Source organism: Streptomyces sp. AgN23 (assembly GCF_001598115.1).
Classification (GTDB): Bacteria; Actinomycetota; Actinomycetes; order Streptomycetales; family Streptomycetaceae; genus Streptomyces; species Streptomyces antimycoticus.
Window position 1 is genome coordinate 4,215,969 of the sequence record NZ_CP007153.1, and the last position, 20,763, is coordinate 4,236,731.

Here is a 20,763-nt window from a genome sequence, read left to right on the forward strand (position 1 = left end):
CGGTCATTCGCATGCGAAAAGGGCGTCCGCCGGGGCGGACGCCCTTTCTGCCGCGGAACCGGGCCCGTTACGGCCGCAGCACCGGCCGCCGTTCGGCCTCGCGGCGGTCCAGCTCGGCGTCATGCCGGGCCAGCGGCTTACTGGTCGGGCTGACGCCCGCCCACCGCTGCACCTCCGCCGTGGCCTGGGCCTTCTCCGCGCCCGTGAGCTGGGCGATGCTGGAGCCGTGGTTGCCGCCGGCGACCGTGTAGACGTGGGAGTCCTTGGCGCCCTTGCCGACCCGGAAGCGCTCGGCGCCCCACGGGTCGTTCTGGCCGTAGACGAAGAGCATCCGCCGGGCGTCATGCCGCACCCAGTTGTCGACGTCCCGCATCACGCCCGGCGTGAACCGCATCGGGATGTCGCGCGGCACATAGGTGCGCGGGGCGTAGATGCCGGGGTAGCGCAGCAGCCCGTCCAGGTGCGGGGTCTTGAAGGTGGGCGAGCCGAGCTCGGTGCCCGCCTGGTAGTAGTACGGCGTGTAGGTCTCCAGGCCCTGGTCGGTGTAGGCGGAGAAGCCCGAGATCTCGTCGATGAAGCCGTACAGCTCGTCGGTGGACGCGGTCGGGGCGGGGACGTCCGCGCAGTCCTTCAGCAGGTGGTACTGCCAGAAGGCCCACACCAGGTCCAGGACGACGTTCTCGTACGCCTTGTCGGCGCTGCCGACGACGGTGAAGGTCTGCTTCTCGTCGTCCGCCCACTTCTGGTAGCGCTTCACGATCTCGTCGCGCCGCACCAGCGCCTCGCGCTGCACCGCGTTGAGCTTGGTGCGGCATTCGGCCGTGCCGACGTCCGCGAAGAAGCGGTCGTAGGAGGAATCCTCGTCGTTGGCCACGTCGTTGGGCGCGACATACGCGACGGTGCCGTCCATGTCGTGCGGATAGAAGCGGCGGTAGTAGGTGGCCGTCATACCGCCCTTGCTGCCGCCGGTGGCCAGCCACTTCTTGCCGTAGATGGGCTTCAGGGCCCGGTAGAGGCGGTGCTGGTCGCTCGCGGCCTGCCGGATGTCCAGCTTGGACCAGTCGGCGGGCTGCGGCCGGGAGGGAGTGAAGAAACGGTACTCCATGGACACCTGGTTGCCGTCCACGAGCTGTGTCGGCTCACTGCGGCGCGGTGCGGTGGTCACGTTGTAGCCCGAGGTGTAGAAGACCGTGGGCCGGTCGGTGGCCTTGTGCAGCAGGGTGAACCGCTGCTGGAAGGTGCCCTTGGAGGGATGCCGGTGATCCACCGGCTGGGCGTAGGTGAAGACGAGGAAGCGATAGCCCTCGTAGGGCTGCTCCTCCACGAAACGCATCCCCGGAATCGCCAGGACGCGCTCCTTGATGTCCGGCTGGACGGGGGCGGCCGGCTCCGCGGACGCGCCTCCGGCGCCCGCACCGACCGCCCCCATCAGTATCGCGAGCGCCATCAGCCATCTGAGCATCTTGCGCATGCACCCTCCCCTTGTTGCCTCAATGACCCTGGTGGCCCGAGAAATCGCACAGACCGCCGAGAACCTATCCGGGCACACACTCGGGTCGCCAGAGGTCGTCGGTACTCCAACACGACGCCGAATACGGAGAGTTGTTACCGTCGCCCTCTTTCGTAGCGGGCTGTGATGGCTCATGCTGCCTGTATGGACCGAGACGAACACGACCGGAGTGAACGGGCCGAGCGACTGACGCGGTATCTCAACGAATTGCAGGAACGAATCGATCCTCGCTCGCTCGAGCTGCTGATGCGGCTGCTGCGCGAGTTGAGCACCTCACCGGCCGTCCGCGGGGGGACGTACGAGCTCGGCATGGGGCCGGAGGAGAAAGAGCTGTTCACCCCCGCTCTCCAGGCCGAGCTGCTGGTGCTGTTCGGCCTGCTCACGTCCCAGGACGAGCGGGTGGTGGTCGACCTCGGCGACAGCCCGCACGCCAAGGGCATGAAGGTGCTGGTGCCTCAGGAGCGGGCCGGGGACCCGGATTTCCTGCACCGTCACAAGCAGCGGGTGGCGGCCGAGGCGGAGCAGCGAGAGCAGGACCGGCGGGAGGTGGAGGCCATAGCGAGGGCCAGCGGCATGGAACCATGATGTTACCGTACGTAACAGCGGGCGAACGCTGAGCGTCACCGGCCGTAGAGCGTCATGACCGGTGCACACCGCCCCGCGACGCGGGCCCATCCGGCGCGCTTCCACGCGACGAAGGGCCCACGCGACGGCGGGGCCACCGGCGGGCCCCAGGCGGCGGGTTGCCGCTCAGACGACGACGGGGGCCGTCTCGCCCATGAACGTGCGCCACAGCGCGGCGTACCGGCCGTCCCGCGCCACCAGCTCCTCATGAGTGCCGTCCTCGACGACCCGGCCATGGTCCAGGACCACCACCCGGTCCGCACGAGCGGCGGTGGTCAGCCGGTGCGCGACGACCAGCGTGGTGCGCCGTCCCGTCAGACGATCCGTGGCCTGGTTGACCAGCGCCTCGGTGGCCAGATCGAGCGCGGCCGTGGCCTCGTCGAGCAGCAGGATGTCCGGGTTCACCAGCTCGGCGCGCGCCAGTGCGATCAACTGCCGCTGCCCGGCGGAGAGATTGCGCCCGCGCTCGGCGACCTCGTGCAGATAGCCACCGTCGAGCGACGCCACCATGGCATGGGCGCCGACCGCCCGCGCGGCGGCCTCCACCTCCGCGTCGCTCGCGCCGGGCCGACCGTAGGCGATGGCGTCGCGCACCGTCCCGGCGAAGAGATACGGCTCCTGCGGGACCACCCCGAGGTGGCCGCGGTACCCGGTGAGGTCGAGCTCGCGCAGATCCACGCCGTCCACCCGCACGGCGCCCTGCGTCGGGTCGTAGAACCGGGCCACCAGCTTGACCAGGGTGGACTTCCCCGCCCCGGTCTCCCCGACGAACGCCACGGTCTGCCCCGCGGGGATCGTGAGCGAGATGCCCGCCAGCGCCTCCTCGTCGTCCCCGTACCGGAACCGCACATCGTCGAAGGAGATGTCGCCACGCATCGCGCGCACCTCGCGCGGGGCCTCGGCCACCGGTGTGGTGGTGGGCTCGCGCAGCAGCTCCTGGATGCGGCCCAGTGACACCGAGGCCTGCTGATAGCCGTCGAAGACCTGGGAGAGCTGCTGGACGGGGGCGAAGAACAGGTCGATGTAGAGGAGATAGGCCACCAGCGCGCCCGCCGTCAGCGTGTGGTCCCCGACCCGCCCGGCGCCCACGATGAGCACCAGCGCGGAGGCCACGGACGACAGCAGCTGGACGAACGGGAAGTACACCGAGATCAGCCGCTGCCCGCGCAGCCGTGCCTGGCGGTAGGCGTCGCTGCGCGCCGCGAACCGCTCCCGGCCGGACCGCTCGCGCCGGAACGCCTGCACGATCCGCAGCCCCGCCACGCTCTCCTGCAGATCCGCGTTGACCACGCTCACGCGCTCGCGGGCCAGTTCGTACGCCTTGACGCTCAGGCGCCGGAAGACGACGGTGCCGATGATGAGCGGCGGAAGGGTCAGGAAGACCACCAGCGCGAGACCCACGTCGATGATGAGCAGCGCGACCAGGATGCCGAAGAAGGTCAGCAGGCTGACGACGGCGGTGACCAGGCCGGTCTGGAGGAACGTGGACAGCGCGTCGACGTCGGTGGTCATCCGCGTCATGATCTTGCCGCTCAGCTCGCGCTCGTAGTAGTCGAGGCCGAGCCGCTGCAGCTGCGCGAAGATCTTGACGCGCAGTGCGTAGAGCACCCGTTCACCGGTCCGCCCGGTCATCCGCGTCTCGCCGATCTGGGCGGCCCACTGCACGAGGACGACCAGGAGCGCGAGCCCGGAGGCGGCCCACACCGCCCCGAGCGCGAGCCGCTGGACGCCCTGGTCGATCCCGTGCCGGATGAGCACGGGCAGCAGCAGCCCGGCGACCGCGTCCACGGCGACGAGCAGCAGCGCGACCGCCAGCGGCGCCCCGAAGCCGCGCAGCAGCCGCCGCAGCCCGTACGTCTCCTCGGGGCGGGCGGCCTGCTCCTCGTCGATGTCGGGGGTGTCGTTGGCGGGCGGCAGCGCGGCGACCTTGGCGAGCAGCTCGGGGGTGGCGGGCATTCCGGACAGCGCCCCGGCGATCCCGGGCCCGGCCACGGCCGCGGCCCCCGCTCCCGCCGCCGTGTCGTCCTTACGGCCGTCACCATCGGGCCGCACCCATAGCTCCGGGGTCACCCCACCGTGGCTCGGGCGCGCCGGGCGGCCCGCCACGGCCCCGTCCGGCGGACAGGCGGCGCTGTCCCCGTCCGGCGCCCATACGGCGCCCTCCCCCTCTCGAACGGCGTGCGCGGGGTCATCCCCACCGCGCGCCCGCCAACCCGCCGCGGGACGCGGGCGCCCCTCGGGGCCGTGCGCCGGGCCGTCGCCGTCGGCCGACGGCCCGCCGTCGACATACGGCTCGGCATACGGCTCGGCCAGCCCCGTCGCGGCGGACTCCCCGCCGAACGCCCCGGCGAGGCCCCCGCGTGCGCGGGGGCGTCGTCGCCGCGCGGCTCGGCATGGGCCGGGGCCGGGCTGTCGCCGCCCGGGGCGGCGACGGCCTCGGACTCGTCCGTCAACAGGCTCCGGTACAGCTCGCTCCGCGCCCTCAGCTCCTCGTCGGTGCCCACGTCCACGACCCGGCCCCGGTCCAGGACCGCGATGCGGTCGGCGAGGGCGAGCGTGGAGGGGCGATGGGCGATCAGCAGGGTCGTACGGCCCGCCATGACGCCCCGGAGCGCCTCGTGGATCTCGTGCTCGACGCGGGCGTCCACCGCCGAGGTGGCGTCGTCGAGGACGAGCAGCCGGGGGTCGGTGAGGATGGCGCGGGCCAGGGCCAGCCGCTGGCGCTGTCCGCCGGAGAGGGTCAGCCCCTGCTCGCCGACCTCGGTGTCATAGCCGTGCGGCAGCGCGGAGATGAAGCCGTCGGCCTGCGCGGCGCGGGCGGCGGCCCGGATCCGCTCCTCGCTCGCGTCCGGCTGCCCGTAGGCGAGGTTGGCGCGCACGGTGTCGGAGAAGAGGAAGCTGTCCTCCGGCACCAGCCCGACCGCTCCGCGCAGCGAGTCGTACGTCAGCTCCCGCACATCGTGGCCGCCGATCCGCACCGCGCCCGACGAGACGTCGTAGAAGCGCGGCAGCAGCATGGACAGCGTCGACTTGCCGCTGCCGGAGGCGCCCACGACGGCCAGGGTCTCGCCCGGTTCGATCCGCAGGGACACCTCGGAGAGCACCGGGCGCTCGGGGTCGTAGCCGAAGCTCACCCGGTCGAACTCGACCGTCGCCGGGGCGTCCTCGGGAAGCTCCCGGGCGCCCGGGCGCTCGTCGATGACCGGCTCGGTGTCGATGAGCTCGAAGACCCGCTCGACCCCGGCCCGCGCCTGCTGCCCGATGGTCAGGAGCATCGTGAGCATCCGCACCGGGCCCACGAGCTGGGCCAGATACGTCGAGAAGGCCACGAAGGTGCCGAGGGTGATCTGGCCACGGGTGGCCATCCAGCCGCCGAGCGCCAGCATGGCGACCTGGCCGAGGGCGGGGACGGCCTGCAGGGCGGGGGTGTAGCGGGAGTTCAGCCGTACGGTCCGCAGCCGGGCGGCGAACAGCCGGCGGCCGACCGCACGCAGCTTGTCGGTCTCCTGCGCCTCCTGCCCGAACCCCTTGACCACCCGGACACCGGTCACGGCCCCGTCGACGACACCCGCGACGGCGGCCGCCTGCCCCTGGGCGTACCAGGTGGCGGGGAAGAGCCGGATGCGGCTGCGCGAGGCGAGGATCCACAGGGCGGGGGCGACGGCGAGGGCGACGACGGTGAGCAGCGGCGAGAGCGTCGCCATCACGACGAGCGAGACCAGGAAGAGGAGGATGTTGCCGATCATCATCGGCACCATGAAGAGCAGGCCCTGGATCAGCTGGAGGTCGCTGGTGGCCCGGCCGATGATCTGGCCGGTGGAGAGGTTGTCCTGCCGTCTGCCGTCGAAGCGGGCGATGGACGCGTACATCTCGGTGCGCAAGGCGTGCTGAACGTCGAGGGCGAGCCGTCCGCCGTAGAAGCGGCGGATATAGGTGAGGACGTACACCACGAGGGCGGCGACGATCAGCAGGGTGGCCCAGGGGGCGAGCGACCGGTCATGCTGGACGATCACATCGTCGATGATCAGCTTCGGCACCAGCGGGACGAGCGCCATGACGGCCATTCCGGCGAGCGAGGCACCCAGGGCGAGCAGCACATCCTTGCGGTACAGCCAGCAGTAGCCGAACAGCCGCCTTACCCAGCCCTGCCCGACATCCGGCCCGTCCACATCTGACTCACTTTTATCCCTTTTGCCCTTTTTGCCCGCTTCATCCGTTGCGTCCGTCACTACGTCCGCCACCCGTTGACCTCCCGATCCGCACACGCTTCCGGAAGGCACCAACACACTGATGTGCGGATTTCATCCTTCAGCAACAATCGGACCGGGTCACATCCGGCCGCGCCGCCGCCTCGGCCCGCTCCGCCCCCGCCCGGATACGCGTTCGCGGAATCGCCCAAAAGCGGACTGTTCAATACCGGACCGTTCATCAAACACTTGGCAGGGCTGTCCAAGGTCGCTTCCACCGAAAAGCTCACCACCGTACGGCGAAAGGGTGATGATCGTGACGGGACTCCAGATCGACGACATCCCGCCCGCGGAGCGATTCGCGGCCTGGCGCGCCCTGTGCGAGCTGACGGCGATCCCGATGGAGCTGCGCAGCGACCATGAGCACGACTTCCGCGCGAGCGTACGGGGCGGAGTGAGCCTCGGCGAGGTGACGCTGACCTCCACTTCCGTACCGTCACTGCGCAACGAGCGGACGGCGGCCCATATCCGGCGCTCCGACCCGGAGCTCTACCATCTGCGGCTCACCCTGAGCGGTGAGAGCGATGTGCGCCACGGGGACGTCGAAGCCACGGTCGGCGCCCGGCAGCTCATGCTCACCTCGACCTCCACGCCCTATCTGGCGGTGTGCGAGCGCGGCAGGGTCGACGGGATGACGATCACCCTCCACCCCTCGCTGCTGCCCTTCCCGGCGGCCGAGCTCAACCGGCTGCTCGGGCAGCGGCTGTCCGGGCGGTCCGGCATCGGGGCCATGCTCGCCGACTTCCTCATCCGGCTGGCCGCCGAATCCGACCACTACGGCCCGGCCGACGCACCGCGCCTCGGCACCGTCGCCGTCGATCTGCTCAACGCGCTGGTCGCGCATGAGCTGGACGCCGGTGCCGAGGCGTGCGCCGAGAACCGGCTCACCCCCGAGAGCCGTCGGCGCGCCCTGCGGTTACGCATCGAGGAATTCGTCCGGCAGAACCTGCGCAGCCCGGGGCTCACCCCGGCGTCGATCGCCGCGGCCCATCACATCTCGCTCCGGTACCTCTATCGCCTCTTCGAGGAGCAGGGGCACACGGTCTCCGCGTGGATCCGCGCCCAGCGCCTGGAACGCTGCCGCCACGACCTCGCCGATCCCGCTCTGGGCGACACCCCCATCCATGCCATCGCCGCCCGCTGGGGTTTCAGCCACGCCGCGGACTTCAGCCGTGCCTTCCGCGGCGCCTATGGCATCCCCCCTCGGGACTTCCGCCATACGGCGCTGTGGACGAACAGGTGAGCGGGGCTCCCCCCGTGGTAACCCTGCTCACCCGTCACTGATCAGCATGGGCCGAGCGGGGCCGGGATGTCATTGGCGTCCTGTGCACAGTGCCTTGATCCTCTGTGCACGGATCCCCTTCCCTGTGCACCGACTCTCTGCGCACCGACTCTCCGCGCACCGACTCTCCGCGCACCGACTCTCCGCGCACCGACTCACGAGCCGCGCCCCGCCCCGCGGGGTCTCGATCCGCGTCGGCGCGCCTTCGGTCAGCCTTACGGTCGTCTGGTGCGGGCCGATGGCCACGCCGTAGGCGCGGCCCCGCCCGGGCCCGTCAGAACGCGGACGGGCGCACCAGCCCCGTCTCGTAGGCGAAGACCGCCGCCTGGGTCCGGTCGCGCAGCCCCAGCTTGAACAGGATCCGGCTCACATGGGTCTTCACGGTCTGCTCGGCCACCACCAGCCGGGCGGCGATCTCCGCGTTCGACAGCCCCTGGGCGATCAGGGTGAGCACCTCGGTCTCGCGCTCGGTCAGATCGCCCACCCGGTCCCGCAGGGGACCGCGCGGGGCGGCGGCGCTCACCCTGGAGAACTCGCCGATCAGGCGCTTGGTGATGTTCGGCGCCAGCAGCGCGTCCCCGGCCGCCACCACCCGTACCGCATGGGCCAGTTCATCCGCCGAGGCGTCCTTCAGCAGAAACCCGGACGCGCCCGCGCGCAGCGCCTCGTAGACATACTCGTCGAGGTCGAAGGTGGTGAGGACCAGGATCTTGACGGTGGCCCCGGCGGGCTCGGTGAGCCGGCGGGTGGCCTCGATACCGCCGACTCCCGGCATCCGTATGTCCATCAGGACCACGTCCGGGGCCAGTTCGGCGACCTGGTCGATGGCGTCGGCCCCGTCCACGGCCTGGCCGACGACCTCGATGTCCGGTTCGGCATTGAGGAGCACCGTGAAGCCCTGGCGGACCATCATCTGGTCGTCGGCGATCAGGACGCGGATGGTCGTCGTCATACGGGGTCCTCGGCGGTTTCGGTCGCGGCGGTGGACGGGTCGGGGTGGTGCGTGGGCAGCACGGCGGTCACCTCGTAACCGCCGTCCGGCGTCGGGCCGGTGGTCAGCTCACCCCCTAGCATCGCAGCGCGCTCCCGCATCCCGAGCAGCCCGTGCCCGGCGCCCGGCGAGGGCGGGGCGGGCCGGTCCGGGGTCGTGTTGACGATCCGGACGGTGAGCCCGCGCCGCTGGTAGCCCAGCTCCACCCGCGCCTGGGCGCCCGGCGCGTGCCGCATCACATTGCTCAGCGCCTCCTGCACGATGCGGAACGCCGACAGCTCCACGCCCGGCGGCAGCGGCCGCCGCTCCCCGGTGACATCCGTAAGGATCGTGATTCCGGTCCCGCGCACCGTGCCCACCAGCTCGTCCAGCCGGTCCAGGGTGGGCTGCGGGGCGTGCCGGGCGCCGTCGGCCAGGGCGTCCTCGGAGCGCAGCACGCCCAGCACACGGCGGAGTTCGGCCAGCGCCTCGACCGCGTTCTGGCGGATGCCCGCGAGGTTCTCCTTCAGGTCGTCGGAGGGGTTCTCGGCCAGATGCGGGGCGACCTGCGCCTGGATGGAGATCACCGACATGTGGTGGGCGACCACGTCGTGCAGCTCGCGGGCGATGCGGTTGCGCTCCTCCAGCAGGGTGCGCCGGGCCCGTTCCTCCGCGGTGAGCTCCTCCTGCTCGACCAGCCGCCTCCGCGCCACCCGGCGGCCGCGCAGCGCGGCGCCCACCACCACGGCGGTGGTGAAGGACACGAACGCCTCGTCCAGGCCGTCCGCGTGGGGCCGGGTGGCGAGGACCGCGATGACCGTCCCCACCAGCAGGGTCAGGATCAGCGCCTCGGCGGCGATCCGGGGGCGGACCCGCAGCGCGAGGAGGAGCAGCACGACGGTGTGCAGCGCGATCTGGCCGTAGTTCCAGGGGTAGAGCACGTATGCGGGGAGACGGCCGTCCCCCTCCAGCGCCGTCACCAACAGCATGGCGGTCGAGAGCCACCACGCCGGTATCGGACGGGTCAGCGCCAGCTGGACGGCCAGCGCTTCGAGCACCACGAGACCGATCAGGGGCACCGGGTCCTGGGCCGTCCCCGGGCGGGCGGGCTCCTGGAACTGCGCCATGCTGAGCCAGGCCATGAGCACCGCGAACAACACCACATGGCCATGGGGCAGCCGGCCCAGCCAGCGCAGCCGCGGCAGCGGGTCCCGCCGCATCGTCCACAGGTCCGCACGGAGGATGCCCGGCGCCGCGCGCAGTCCCTCGCCCAGCGTGCGCGGCAGGACACGCGCCCCCTCCGCCATCCGGTCCGCCATCCGCCCGCCCGTCATGCCCTTGACTTTAGACACTGGGCTTCTCCACATGCCGGGCCTCCCGGGCCAACCGTCCCTCGCGGACGACGCGGCTCCCACCGTGAACGACGCCGCCACCACCGCCGACGACCCCGCCGCCGCCCTTGCGCGGCCGCCCCGCCTCGTACCCGTGGAACGCCGCCCAGCAGATCAGCAGCGCCCCCGCGAACACCGGCAGCCAGCACAGCCGCGCCAGCACCCAGCCGAGGCCGTCGGGCACGGTGTGCAGCCCCGGCAGCGGCCCGTACAGCCGCAGCGTGGTCACGCTGACCGCCATCATCGCGGTCTGGTGCCACAGGAACACGGTCATCGCGGAGAGGTTGACCAGCGCCACCGCCGCCCACGCGGCGGGCCGCGCCAGCACCCGGCGCAGCGGGCCACGCAGCAGCAGGGCCGCGCCGCACTGGGTGAGACCGAAGGTGACGGCCGCCAGGGTGGGCGGGTTGAGGTTGGAGACCGGGGCGCCGGGCACCCCGACCATCGCCGCCGGATAGCCGCCGAGCAGGACGAGCCCGGCGGTGACCGCCGCGCCCCCGATCAGCAGCACCCACCCGGCCGTCCGGCCGCGCAGCAGGCCCCGGCCCCAGGTGGCGCCCAGGCAGTACGGGACCAGCCAGCCCGCCGCCAGATTGATCCAGCCGAGCCAGGCCGGGCCGCCGAAGCCGAACCGGATCAGGTCGACATGGAGCACGACGGCGAGCGGCCACAGCGGATGCAGCCGCGCCACCAGCGGGGTCGCGGCCGTGAGCACCGCGTAGACCAGCAGGAACCACAGCGGGGACAGGACGAGTTTGAGCAGCGTGTGCACGGTCAGCAGGCTCACCCCGGAGCCGAGCATCGCCCCCGCCGCCACGGCCCACACGGCGAGCACGGCGGCGACGGGCCGGAACAGCCGGGCCAGCCGGGCGCGCAGCCACCGCCCATAGCCGATGCCCCGGGCGCGGGCGCAGGCGTGGCTCTTGGCGCCCATCTGCCCGCCGACCAGGAAGAACACCGCGAGGGTCTGGAACGCCCAGGAGACGGGGGTGAGTTCGGGCTGGTACAGCAGCGGGCTGGCCGCGCGCAGGGTGCCGCTGTCGGCGACCAGGGCGGTCACCAGCCAGTGGCCGAGTACCACGCCGAGGATGGCGAGGGCCCGCAGGGCGTCCACGGCGCGGTCGCGGTCGGGCGGCGTGGCGGCCTCGACCCGCCGGACGAGATCACGCACACGGAACGTGTCACGCGTACGAGCCGCGTCACGCGTACGGAACCTCTCGCGCGTACGAAAGGTGTCAGACGTACGAACGGTGTCACGCATAGCGGCCCTCCACGATCCGGCCCATGCTCACCAGGGCGGCGGATCCGGGCTTGAGATAGTCGCTGTGCCCGACGTCCCCCGCGTCGAATTTCCGTGCCCCGAACCGCCCGGAGACGGGATCGGTCCCGAAGCCGACGGTCGTGCCCAGCAGCCGGATCCGCACATGCGGCACCCCACCGATCCAGTCGTTCCCGCCCCGCCCGGCCCAGACGGTGGCCCGGGTGTGCAGTTGCCGGGCGTCGTCGAATCCCGTACCGGGGCTGCCGTACAGGACGATGTCCGCGGCCTTCAGCCCCCGCGCGGCCCGGGCGCAGACCACCGAACCGTAGGAGTGGCACAGCAGCGAGATCCGGGCCCGGGGCTTGGCCGCGTTCAACTCCCGTACGAATGCGGCCAGTCGGGGAGCGGCACCGGCGGCCCGGCCCGTGGTCAGCACCTGGGGTGCCACGGTGCCCGGCGTCTTGTACCCGAGCCAGCCGACGACGGCGGTACGGCTGCCGAGTTGATGGCTCAGCGCGAGGGCCCCGGCCCGGAACCGGTCGTACGTCTCCAGGTTGGTGTCCGACCCGGGCACCAGCACGGCGACGCGCGTGGCGCGGCCCAGGTCCCCGTACACCTCGACGGCCCGGCCGCCGTGCCGCCCGTCGAAGGACAGGAAGTGCCGCGACGGCTTCCGCATCTTCCGCAGCGCCCGCTCCCGCGCGCGGTCGCCGTGCCGGGCCGCCATCGCCTCGGCCGCCGCGATCCCCTCCCGGTTGGCCTCGTACCGGTGATCCAGCCCCTGGACGCTCACGGGCCCCAGCGCCACGGGTGCGGGCGCCGGCACCTCGCTCGGCCCTGCGGCCCCCATCAGGGGCACCACCACCGAGGTGGTGACGAGCGCCGCGAGCAGGGCGCGGCGAAGACGGGACGCCATGGCTGATCCTTCCGTACCGACAGCTGGTGTGAGTAAGGAAGTTATGGAGTCGGCCGTGTGGTCGGCGTCCCACCGGGGAGTGCATCCGCGGGGTAGTCCTCAGGTACTACGGGTAGGGGGTCGGGCCGGCGCGGTGGTCGCGGTCCGCGCCGCGATGGGGCCGGATGCCCGGCCGAAACCTGGTCACGGCCGATACCTGGTCACGGCTGATACGCGGTTGATGCACAGTCGAGCGGCCCCGGAGGCCCCGCTCCGCGTCATGCTGGGCCACGCCGCCATCCCCACCAAGTCGGCCATCTCGGCAGCCTCGTCGAGACCTTCCTGCCCTGGACGGGCCTGGCCGTGCCCCTCTTGCCGCTGTGCGCCCTCGTCCGCCGGTCCGCGACCGCCGTCGTGGCGGTCGTTCCGCCCGCGCTCATCTGGTGTTCGCTCTTCGGCTGGACGCTGCTCGACAAGCGGGCGGACGGCGGAGACCTGACCGTGGTGGCCCACAATGTCGATGAGCACAACCCGCACCCCGTCCGCACCGCCCGGGCCCTCGCGGCCTCCGGCGCCGATGTGCTGGCTCTTGAGGAACTGGGCGCCGCGACAGCGGAGTACGAGCGCACACCGGCCGGCACATACCCGTATCACACGGTGCGGGGCACGGTCGGGCTGTGGAGCAGATACCCCGTCGGCGCGTCCCGGACGGTGGACATCGCGCCCTGGCCACGCGCCCTGCGCGCCGTCGTGCGGACGCCCAAGGGGCCGGTCACCGTCTTCGTCGCCCATCTGCTGTCGGTCCGGTTCAGCCCCATTTCGGGCTTCACCGCCGCCGCGCGAGACGCCGCCGCGCACCGCCTCGGCGCCGCCCTGCGCGCCGAACCACGGGAGCGCACCGTACTCGTGGGTGATTTCAACGGCACGCTGGACGACCGGGCGCTGTCCGCCGTCACCTCGCCCCTGCGCTCGGCCCAGAGCGAGGCGGGCGCCGGGTTCGGTCTCACCTGGCCCGCGTCGTTCCCCGTGGCGAGGATCGACCACATACTCGTCCGCGGCGTGGACCCGCGCTCGTCCTGGACGCTGCCCGCCACCGACAGCGATCACCTGCCGGTGGCGGCACGGCTGAAGCTATGACCCGCCCCGAGTCACCCTCACGGCGGGCCCTCACGGCGGGCCCGCGCGACTACCCCTGGGGTACGTAGAACGCCGTGGTCGCCCGCATCGTCGCGGCCGCGACCTCCGCCGGCGCCCCCGAGGCTTCGTACGCCGCGCCCCAGGCCGCGCTGGAGCGGGTCATGAACTCCCGTGCCTCGTCCGAGGTCTGCCAGGCCGCCGGGTCGGCGGGCGTCTGGCCCACCAGATGCAGGGCGAGGCCGAGCAGTGCGCCGTCCCAGCCGACGCCGACCGCGCCGGGGCCGAACTGGTCCCACATCTCGGGCGGTACGACGGCGACATGCTCCAGCTCGAAGACGGTCCGCTCCTCGCCCTCGGCGCTCAGCCGCACCTCGACCTCGCTGAAGCCGGGGTTCTCGCCGAACAGCCAGCTCACCGCGAGCAGCCGCGGGGGTTCGCAGCGCAGGATCTCGCCGCCCGCGTTGCCCTCCAGCTGGTAGTGGCCGCCGAGCTTCAGGTCGCCGCTCACCGGCAGGAACCAGCGGCTGATCCGCTGCGGGTCGGTGCACGCGTCCCATACGTCCTCGATCGCGGCGTCGTAGGTGCGCCGCAGCAGGACGGTACGGGCCTCGCCGTCGGGCACCTCACGGGTGCCGACCTGACGGTGGACGTCGTTGATCTGGTCGACGATCTCGCTCATGACTTCCTCACCGGTTCGACTGGTCGCCGCGCCCCTGATCGAGCCGCCGCTGCCGCTTGCCTCGCGCCAGTTCGGTCCCCAGCGCGTCCAGCCGCTGCTCCCAGAAGCCCCGGAACTGATCCAGCCACCGGTCGACCTCCCGCAGGGGCGCGGCCTCGACGGCGTACAGCCGCCGTGTGCCCTCGGCCCGTACGGAGGCGAACCCGCCCTCCCGCAACACCCGCAGATGCTGTGACACGGCAGGCTGTGAGATGCCGAACTCGGACCGGATCACGGTGCTGACCTCGCCGGAGGATTGCTCCCCCGCGGCCAGCAGCTCCAATATCCGGCGCCGAACGGGGTCTCCGAGGACATCGAGTGCGTGCACGCCAGGACTATGCCAGTCGCCGCTTATATAAGTCAACGCTTAAGTTCACTCATGGCCGCCATGGACGGCCGATGATGTTGCCCACCCGTGGAAGCGCAGGAGGTCAGCGTCTTCTCGACGCCCTTACCGTGCCCGCGCCGCGCCGGTGGGGGTCAGCCCTCCAGCGGCTTGCCCAGAAGGTCGGAGGCGGTCTCGAGGGGGTCGGACGCCGCGACCGCGGGCGCCGGGTGACAGGTGAAGCCGAGGCGCGTCATCGCCCGGATCACCTCGCCCGCCGTGAAGTCGCGGCGGTCCTGGCGGGTGATCACGGCGCCGACCTGCTTGACCGGGTAGGCGCGACGGCCGATCTGGACCGATGGGCCGGTGATCGGTTCCGGGCTGACGCCGCTCATCGCGTCCGTCACCTCGCGCGCGGTCAGGTCGAAGGCGAAATTGGCGATGATGCAGCGCATAGTGCCTCAACGGGGAGAGAAGGGAGCCGGGACGCCCAGCGTGTCACACCTCGAAGCGGGATGGCACGGCCCGGCGGCAAAAATCGCCCACGTGGTGCCCGCCGTTCCGGGGCGGCACGTGATAGGGTCCTTACTAGTTGCAGTTTTGGTACCCATGGACTTGTGTGCGCCTGACGGTATGTAGCGTCCGGCGCATTTTTTGTTTCTGCCGGTCATTTCCGGATGGGGTCATTTCGGCGACTCGGGACGCGCTTCCTGCACGTTCCGGACCGATCCCAGGTAAAAGGAGAATGACTATGGCTACTGGCACCGTGAAGTGGTTCAACGCGGAAAAGGGCTTCGGCTTCATCGAGCAGGACGGCGGCGGCGCCGATGTCTTCGCCCACTACTCGAACATCGCCACCCAGGGCTTCCGCGAGCTGCAGGAAGGCCAGAAGGTGACCTTCGACGTCACGCAGGGCCAGAAGGGCCCGCAGGCCGAGAACATCGTTCCCGCCTGATAGCAGCGCCTGTCACGAGCCGGGGCCCGCATCCTGAAGGGGTGCGGGCCCCGGCTCGTAGGCATTTCCACAGACCACGCCCAGCCGAAAGGCACCGCGTTGACCCGATCCACCCGCCCGCACCGCCGCAAAAAACCCGTACCCTCCCGTTCCGCCGTCAGTGGGCGCCCCCGCTCATCCGGCGCGAGTGAATTCGCCCTGGCGCCCGGTTCCACCCCGGTGCTGCCCGCCGTCGCCTCCTTCGCCGAGCTCGACATGCCGAAGGAGCTGATCACGGAGCTGACCCAGCAGGGCGTCACCGTGCCGTTCCCCATTCAGGCGGCCACCCTCCCGAACGCGCTCGCCGGCCGGGACGTACTGGGCCGCGGCCGCACCGGCTCCGGCAAGACCCTCGCCTTCGGCCTCGCCCTGCTGGCCCGCACCGCCGGGCAGCGCGCGGAGCCCCGCAGCCCCCTCGCGCTGGTGCTGGTCCCCACCCGGGAGCTGGCCCAGCAGGTCACCGAGGCGCTCACCCCCTATGCCCGGCGGCTGGGGCTGCGTGCGGCCACGGTGGTCGGCGGCATGTCGATCAACCGCCAGGCCGATGCCCTGCGCAAGGGCGCGGAAGTGGTCATCGCGACCCCCGGGCGCCTCTACGACCTGATCGAACGCGGCGACTGCCGTCTGGACCAGGTGCGCACCACCGTCCTCGACGAGGCCGACCAGATGGCCGACATGGGCTTCCTGCCCCAGGTGACCCGGCTGCTGCGGCAGGTCCCCGCCGACGGCCAGCGCCTGCTGTTCTCCGCGACCCTCGACCATGACATCAGCAAGCTGACGCGCCAGTTCCTCGACGACCCGGCCGTGCACTCGGTCGACCCGTCCGCCGGTGCCGTCACCACGATGGAGCACCACGTCCTGCACATCGCGGACACCGACAAGCGCTCCATCGTCACCCGGGTGGCCGCCCGGGACGGCCGCGTCCTCCTCTTCCTGGACACCAAGCGCGCCGTCGACCGGCTCACCCGGCATCTGCTGACCAGCGGTGTACGGGCGGCCGCGCTGCACGGCGGCAAGTCCCAGCCGCAGCGCACCCGGACCCTGGACCAGTTCAGGTCCGGCCATGTCACCGCGCTGGTGGCCACGAACGTCGCGGCCCGGGGCATCCATGTGGACGATCTCGATCTCGTGGTCAATGTCGACCCGCCCGCGGACCACAAGGACTATCTGCACCGTGGCGGCCGCACCGCCCGTGCGGGCGGATCCGGCAGCGTCATCACGCTGGTCACCCCGGACCAGCGCCGGGAGATGGGCCGTCTCATGGCCGACGCGGGCATCACCCCGCAGACCGCCCAGGTCCACTCCGCCGACCCCGAGCTCACCCGGATCACCGGCGCCCAGGAACCCTCCGGCGTGCCCGTGATCATCAGCGCGCCCCAGCCCCAGCCCCAACCGCAGCGTGCGCGCCGTCCCGGCGCCCCCCGCCGCTCCGCCCGGAGCCGTCGGCCCGGCCGTTAGGCCCGGCCCGATACGGGGGCCCGGGCGGCGGCCGTCCGGGCCGACATCCGGAATTTCGCCATGGCCGCATCACGCCCGGCCGGCGGCGGATGTCCCCATTCCCCGTCGGAGAGGCGACAATGGGCCACATGCCGATACCCAGCGCCGTGCCCAGCCGTGCCGAACTGATCGACCACCTCATCCGTACGCGCATCGCGGGCGATGTCGCCACTCCTCGTGAGAACAACCTCTCCCACTACCGCAAGCTCGCGAACGGCGACCGCCACTACTGGCTCGGCCTGGAGCTGGGCGACCGCTGGACCGATGAGCAGGACGTGCTGGCGGTCATGGCGGAGCGGTGCGGCGTGGTGGACGACCCGGAGTACCGCTCGGGGCAGGACACGATCGACCCGGAGCTGACGGTCGGCGCGCTGGATCGGATGGCCTCGGTGCTGCGGAAGGCGGCGGAGGCGAGCGAGCGGGTGCTGTTCGCCACCGGGCATCCGGGCGGGCTGCTGGAGGTCCACCGGGCCACGGCGGCGGCGCTGCGGGCCGCCGGCTGCGAGATCGTGGAGATCCCGGGCGGGCTGCAGGCGGACGAGGGGTATGTCTTCCAGTTCTGCGATGTGGCGATGCTGGAGCGGGGCGCCACGCTGTGGCACACCCACTCCCCCGCGCCCATGGCCGCGATCCTCGACGGGCTGGCCCACGAGGGGCGGCCGCTGCCCGATCTGGTGGTCGCCGACCACGGCTGGGCGGGCTGCGCGGGGCAGCGGGGCATCGACGCGGTCGGCTACGCGGACTGCAACGACCCGGCGCTCTTCCTCGGCGAGTCCGAGGGCACGCTGTCGGTGGTGGTCCCACTGGACGATCACGTCACCAGCCCGCGGTTCTACGACCCGATGACGGCGTACCTGCTGGACGCGGCGGGGCTGTCGGCCCAGTTCTGACGGCGCCGGGCCGCCGCGGCAGACGCCCGGCGGGCCCTGGCTGCCCCCGCGGGCTGCCGACGAGCCCGGGCGGCCCCGCCGCCCGCCGCGCTCACTTCTTCTTCGCGCGCGGTACCCGCATGACCCCCTCCTGGATCACCGAGACGGCCAGCCGCCCGTCGGCGGTGAAGATACGGCCCTTGGCCAGGCCGCGCCCGCCGGACGCGGAGGGGCTCTCCTGGTCGTACAGCAGCCAGTCGTCCACCCGGAACGGCCGGTGGAACCACATGGCGTGATCCAGGCTGGCCCCGACGATGTCGCCGACCGCCCAGCCGCCGCGCCCATGGGCGAGCAGGATGGAGTCCAGCAGCGTCATATCGGACACATAGGTCGCCAGGCAGACGTGGAGCAGGGGGTGGTCGGCGACGCCGTCCAGTTTGCCGTTGGTCCGGAACCAAACCTGCGACTTGGGCTCGCGCGGCCGTCCGACGCTGCCGAAGGGCGGCTCGTCCACGTACCGCAGATCGATCGAGGCCCGCGCCTGGAGCATCCGCTGCGTCACCCCGGGGCCGAAGAGGTGCTCATAGCGGGGCAGCAGCTCATCGGCGGTGGGCAGGGTGAGCGGGTCCGGTACGTCCGGCATCGGCTCCTGGTGCTCGAGGCCGTCCTCGTAGAGCTGGAAGGAGGCCGAGAGATGGAAGATCGGCTGCCCGTGCTGGACGGCGACCACCCGGCGGGTGGTGAAGGAGTGGCCGTCCCGGATCCGGTCGACGGTGTAGACGATGGGCGCCCCGGGGTCGCCGGGCCGCAGGAAGTACGCGTGCAGCGAATGCGCCGAGCGGTCCTCGGGGACGGTGCGGCCCGCGGCGACCAGGGCCTGGGCGGCGACCTGACCGCCGAAGACCCGCGGTACGAGGGGGGCGGCGTCGCTGGTGCCACGGAAGATGTCCTCCTCGATCTGCTCGAGATCGAGCAGATCGAGAAGGCTCTGAAGTGCGTCATTCATGGTTCAAGCAGTCTTGCAGACCTGGATTGCGGTCATGTTGCCGCCGCTCATGACGGTCGTCACAGCCCCATCGACTTGGCGACGATGGACCGCATGACCTCGCTGGTGCCGCCGTAGATCCGGTTGACGCGGGTGTCCGCGTACAGCCGGGCTATGGGGTACTCCATCATGTAGCCGTAACCGCCGTGGAGCTGCAGGCACTTGTCGATGACGACGGCGGCGCGCTCGGTGGTGAAGAGCTTGGCGGAGGCGGCGTCGGCGGCGGTCAGCTCATCGGCGTCATGCGCGTCCAGGGCCCGGTCCACGACCGCCTGCATCGCGTCCACCTCGGACTGGCAGTCGGCGAGCACGAACTTGGTGTTCTGGAACGACGCCACCGCCTGGCCGAAGACCGTGCGGTCCCGGACGTACTCGGTGGCGAACCGGACGGCCGCCGCGGCCTGTGCGTACGCCCCGACGGCGATGCCCAGGCGCTCCTGCGGCAGATTGTGGGTGAGGTAGCCGAACGCCTTGCCCTCCTCGCCCAGCAGGTCCTCCACCGGCACCTTGACGTCGGTGAAGGAGAGCTCGGCGGTGTCGGAGGTCTTCAGGCCCAGCTTCTCCAGCTTGCGGCCGACCGCGTAGCCCTCGCTCTTGGTGTCGACCACGAGGATGGATATGCCGCCGCGGCGGTCCTCGGGGGTGGCCGGGGCGGTGCGGGCGCAGACCAGCACCCGGTCGGCCAGGACGCCGCCGGTGATGAAGGTCTTGGCGCCGTTGAGGACGTAGTGGGTGCCGTCCTCGGAGAGCTTGGCGGTGGTCTTCATGCCCGCCAGATCGGAGCCGGTGCCGGGCTCGGTCATGGCGATGGCGGTCATCAGGTCGCCGGTGACGAAGGAGGGCAGCCAGCGCCGCTTCTGCTCCTCGTTGGCGTACTTGAGGAGGTACGGCAGGCACAGCGCGGTGTGGACGCTGCTGCCGCCGAAGCTGACCCCGGCGCGGGCGGTCTCCTCGGTGATGACGGCGTTGAACTTGAAGCTGGTCTCGCCCGCCCCGCCGTACTCCTCGGGCACCTCGATGCCGAAGACACCCAGCTCGCCGAGCTTCTTGTAGAAGTCGCGCGGGGCCTGGCCGGCCTCCCGCCACTGGTCGTAGTACGGCACGACCTCGGCCGCGATGAAGTCGCGGATGGTCTCCCGGAACGCCTCGTGGTCCTCGTTGAACACCGTGCGGCGCATTGACGCGGCCCTCCTTACGGCTGAGCCGCCGCCGCTGCGCGGACCGGCCGACCGCCGTCGTGATTCCTCAACTGATAGCTTGGCGACACTCACCTAAGCGCTTGCTCAGCGAAAGCTACCCGTGAGTCACCAGGGCTGTCCAGCCCCCTGTCACAGGGGCTCGGTTCGCCTTACGAGACCCGGTTCACGTCCCCGTCCGCACCGTGGGCACCGCTGAAGGCACCGAGGGCCAGGCGGTGCAGCAGGGCGGCGGTGGCCGCGCGCCCCGGGAGGGCGCCGGGGCGGCCGAGGTGGGGCGTGGAGTTGAGCAGCCCGAAGACGGCGTGGACACACGCACGGGCCTCGGCCTCGGCGAGCCGGGGGTAGACCTCGCGCACCACCTCGACCCACAGCTCCACATACTGCCGCTGGAGCGAGCGCACCAGCTTGCGGTCGGTGTCCCGCAGCCGGTCCAGCTCGCGGTCGTGGAGGATGATCAGCGGGCGGTCGTCGAGGGCGAAGTCGATATGGCCCTCGATCAGCGAGTCCAGCACCTCGGCCGGGGCGAGCCCGGCCCCCTCCCCCTCGGCCGCGCGCCGCTTGCCGCCCGTCAGCAGCCGGCCGCTGATGCCGACCAGCAGCTCGGCGAGCATCGCCTCCTTGCCGGGGAAGTGGCGGTAGAGACCGGGGCCACTGATGCCGACCGCGGCGCCTATCTCATCGACGCCGACGCCATGGAAGCCGCGCTCGGCGAAGAGGCGGGCGGCCTCACTGAGGATCTGCTCGCGGCGGGTCGGGGCGGCTGCTTGCGTGCTCATGAAATCGATTCTAGACAACCGGG

General features: G+C 71.7%; 17 protein-coding genes and 1 pseudogene. 6 read left to right on the top strand and 12 right to left on the bottom strand.

Translation table 11 applies throughout. From position 1 onward, the window contains the following. Nucleotides 1-67 precede the first annotated feature (67 nt). Nucleotides 68-1,471 (bottom strand): S28 family serine protease, encoded by a 1,404-nt coding sequence (locus AS97_RS18015; RefSeq protein WP_210565275.1) that lies wholly within the window; start codon nt 1,469-1,471, stop codon nt 68-70. Nucleotides 1,472-1,654: 183 nt separating this feature from the next. On the opposite strand from AS97_RS18015, the gene AS97_RS18020 reads away from it, so the two are divergent. Continuing rightward, on the top strand, nt 1,655-2,095 hold the full coding sequence (locus AS97_RS18020; RefSeq protein ID WP_059142097.1) for a hypothetical protein: 441 nt from the start codon (nt 1,655-1,657) through the stop codon (nt 2,093-2,095). Nucleotides 2,096-2,260: 165 nt separating this feature from the next. Here the strand turns inward: AS97_RS18020 and AS97_RS18025 are convergent. Further along, nucleotides 2,261-6,303, bottom strand: a pseudogene (locus AS97_RS18025) (ABC transporter transmembrane domain-containing protein). Nucleotides 6,304-6,631: 328 nt separating this feature from the next. Here AS97_RS18025 and AS97_RS18030 point away from each other — a divergent pair. After that, nucleotides 6,632-7,624: a helix-turn-helix domain-containing protein gene (locus AS97_RS18030; protein ID WP_125758982.1), complete on the top strand. Its 993-nt coding sequence runs from the start codon at nt 6,632-6,634 to the stop codon at nt 7,622-7,624. A gap of 313 nt (nt 7,625-7,937) precedes the next feature. On the opposite strand, the gene AS97_RS18035 is transcribed toward AS97_RS18030, so the two are convergent. The 4 genes from AS97_RS18035 to AS97_RS18050 all read right to left on the bottom strand — a co-directional run bounded on the left by AS97_RS18035 (nt 7,938) and on the right by AS97_RS18050 (nt 12,201). Then, nucleotides 7,938-8,615 carry a response regulator transcription factor gene (locus tag AS97_RS18035; protein WP_014060867.1) on the bottom strand — a complete coding sequence of 226 codons (678 nt, stop codon included), beginning with the start codon at nt 8,613-8,615 and terminating at the stop codon, nt 7,938-7,940. Then, nucleotides 8,612-9,985, bottom strand: coding sequence for a sensor histidine kinase (locus tag AS97_RS18040; protein ID WP_079059121.1), 1,374 nt, complete (start codon nt 9,983-9,985; stop codon nt 8,612-8,614). The genes AS97_RS18035 and AS97_RS18040 overlap by 4 nt, the downstream gene beginning before the upstream one ends. Beyond that, nucleotides 9,978-11,195, bottom strand: coding sequence for an acyltransferase (locus AS97_RS18045; protein ID WP_125758974.1), 1,218 nt, complete (start codon nt 11,193-11,195; stop codon nt 9,978-9,980). Before AS97_RS18045 ends, AS97_RS18040 begins: the two co-directional genes overlap by 8 nt. 82 nt (nt 11,196-11,277) lie before the next feature. Further along, nucleotides 11,278-12,201 carry an alpha/beta hydrolase gene (locus AS97_RS18050; RefSeq protein ID WP_059142093.1) on the bottom strand — a complete coding sequence of 308 codons (924 nt, stop codon included), beginning with the start codon at nt 12,199-12,201 and terminating at the stop codon, nt 11,278-11,280. Nucleotides 12,202-12,543: 342 nt separating this feature from the next. On the opposite strand from AS97_RS18050, the gene AS97_RS18055 reads away from it, so the two are divergent. Then, nucleotides 12,544-13,317 carry an endonuclease/exonuclease/phosphatase family protein gene (locus AS97_RS18055; RefSeq protein WP_247204407.1) on the top strand — a complete coding sequence of 258 codons (774 nt, stop codon included), beginning with the start codon at nt 12,544-12,546 and terminating at the stop codon, nt 13,315-13,317. A gap of 49 nt (nt 13,318-13,366) precedes the next feature. Here the strand turns inward: AS97_RS18055 and AS97_RS18060 are convergent, their stop codons facing one another. The 3 genes from AS97_RS18060 to AS97_RS18070 form a co-directional block, all read right to left on the bottom strand. Next, complete coding sequence (locus tag AS97_RS18060) at nt 13,367-13,996, bottom strand: SRPBCC family protein (protein ID WP_059142092.1); 630 nt, start codon at nt 13,994-13,996, stop codon at nt 13,367-13,369. A 7-nt stretch (nt 13,997-14,003) separates the two neighbouring features. Further along, the gene (locus AS97_RS18065; protein ID WP_059142091.1) at nt 14,004-14,363 is read right to left on the bottom strand and encodes a metalloregulator ArsR/SmtB family transcription factor; all 360 of its coding nucleotides are present in this window, start codon (nt 14,361-14,363) and stop codon (nt 14,004-14,006) included. 152 nt (nt 14,364-14,515) lie between these two features. Continuing rightward, nucleotides 14,516-14,815: an SCO5918 family protein gene (locus AS97_RS18070; RefSeq protein ID WP_059142090.1), complete on the bottom strand. Its 300-nt coding sequence runs from the start codon at nt 14,813-14,815 to the stop codon at nt 14,516-14,518. Nucleotides 14,816-15,111: 296 nt separating this feature from the next. Between AS97_RS18070 and AS97_RS18075 the strand changes: the two genes are divergently transcribed. From AS97_RS18075 to AS97_RS18085, 3 genes are all read left to right on the top strand, one after another. Beyond that, nucleotides 15,112-15,315 (top strand): cold-shock protein, encoded by a 204-nt coding sequence (locus AS97_RS18075; protein WP_010986199.1) that lies wholly within the window; start codon nt 15,112-15,114, stop codon nt 15,313-15,315. A gap of 99 nt (nt 15,316-15,414) precedes the next feature. Continuing rightward, nucleotides 15,415-16,812 carry a DEAD/DEAH box helicase gene (locus tag AS97_RS18080; RefSeq protein ID WP_059142089.1) on the top strand — a complete coding sequence of 466 codons (1,398 nt, stop codon included), beginning with the start codon at nt 15,415-15,417 and terminating at the stop codon, nt 16,810-16,812. 128 nt (nt 16,813-16,940) lie between these two features. Continuing rightward, nucleotides 16,941-17,741, top strand: a complete 801-nt coding sequence (locus AS97_RS18085; RefSeq protein ID WP_059142161.1) for a phosphatase — start codon at nt 16,941-16,943, stop codon at nt 17,739-17,741. Between the two features lie 91 nt (nt 17,742-17,832). Here AS97_RS18085 and AS97_RS18090 read toward each other — a convergent pair whose 3' ends face one another. The 3 genes from AS97_RS18090 to AS97_RS18100 all read right to left on the bottom strand — a co-directional run bounded on the left by AS97_RS18090 (nt 17,833) and on the right by AS97_RS18100 (nt 20,740). Further along, on the bottom strand, nt 17,833-18,726 hold the full coding sequence (locus AS97_RS18090) for an acyl-CoA thioesterase II (protein ID WP_059142088.1): 894 nt from the start codon (nt 18,724-18,726) through the stop codon (nt 17,833-17,835). Between the two features lie 59 nt (nt 18,727-18,785). Beyond that, nucleotides 18,786-19,943 carry an acyl-CoA dehydrogenase family protein gene (locus AS97_RS18095; RefSeq protein ID WP_059142087.1) on the bottom strand — a complete coding sequence of 386 codons (1,158 nt, stop codon included), beginning with the start codon at nt 19,941-19,943 and terminating at the stop codon, nt 18,786-18,788. 170 nt (nt 19,944-20,113) lie between these two features. Next, entirely contained in the window at nt 20,114-20,740 is a 627-nt protein-coding gene (locus tag AS97_RS18100) for a TetR/AcrR family transcriptional regulator (RefSeq protein ID WP_210565276.1), read from the bottom strand. Nucleotides 20,741-20,763: the final 23 nt, after the last annotated feature.

What these genes read in the sequence shown, in the direction of transcription:
- AS97_RS18015 (WP_210565275.1), bottom strand. Translation starts at nt 1,471, where the DNA reads ATGCGCAAGATGCTCAGATGGCTGATGGCGCTCGCGATACTGATGGGG.
- AS97_RS18020 (WP_059142097.1), top strand. Translation starts at nt 1,655, where the DNA reads ATGGACCGAGACGAACACGACCGGAGTGAACGGGCCGAGCGACTGACG.
- AS97_RS18030 (WP_125758982.1), top strand. Translation starts at nt 6,632, where the DNA reads ATGATCGTGACGGGACTCCAGATCGACGACATCCCGCCCGCGGAGCGA.
- AS97_RS18035 (WP_014060867.1), bottom strand. Translation starts at nt 8,615, where the DNA reads ATGACGACGACCATCCGCGTCCTGATCGCCGACGACCAGATGATGGTC.
- AS97_RS18050 (WP_059142093.1), bottom strand. Translation starts at nt 12,201, where the DNA reads ATGGCGTCCCGTCTTCGCCGCGCCCTGCTCGCGGCGCTCGTCACCACC.
- AS97_RS18060 (WP_059142092.1), bottom strand. Translation starts at nt 13,996, where the DNA reads ATGAGCGAGATCGTCGACCAGATCAACGACGTCCACCGTCAGGTCGGC.
- AS97_RS18070 (WP_059142090.1), bottom strand. Translation starts at nt 14,815, where the DNA reads ATGCGCTGCATCATCGCCAATTTCGCCTTCGACCTGACCGCGCGCGAG.
- AS97_RS18075 (WP_010986199.1), top strand. Translation starts at nt 15,112, where the DNA reads ATGGCTACTGGCACCGTGAAGTGGTTCAACGCGGAAAAGGGCTTCGGC.
- AS97_RS18085 (WP_059142161.1), top strand. Translation starts at nt 16,941, where the DNA reads ATGCCGATACCCAGCGCCGTGCCCAGCCGTGCCGAACTGATCGACCAC.
- AS97_RS18090 (WP_059142088.1), bottom strand. Translation starts at nt 18,726, where the DNA reads ATGAATGACGCACTTCAGAGCCTTCTCGATCTGCTCGATCTCGAGCAG.
- AS97_RS18095 (WP_059142087.1), bottom strand. Translation starts at nt 19,943, where the DNA reads ATGCGCCGCACGGTGTTCAACGAGGACCACGAGGCGTTCCGGGAGACC.
- AS97_RS18100 (WP_210565276.1), bottom strand. Translation starts at nt 20,740, where the DNA reads ATGAGCACGCAAGCAGCCGCCCCGACCCGCCGCGAGCAGATCCTCAGT.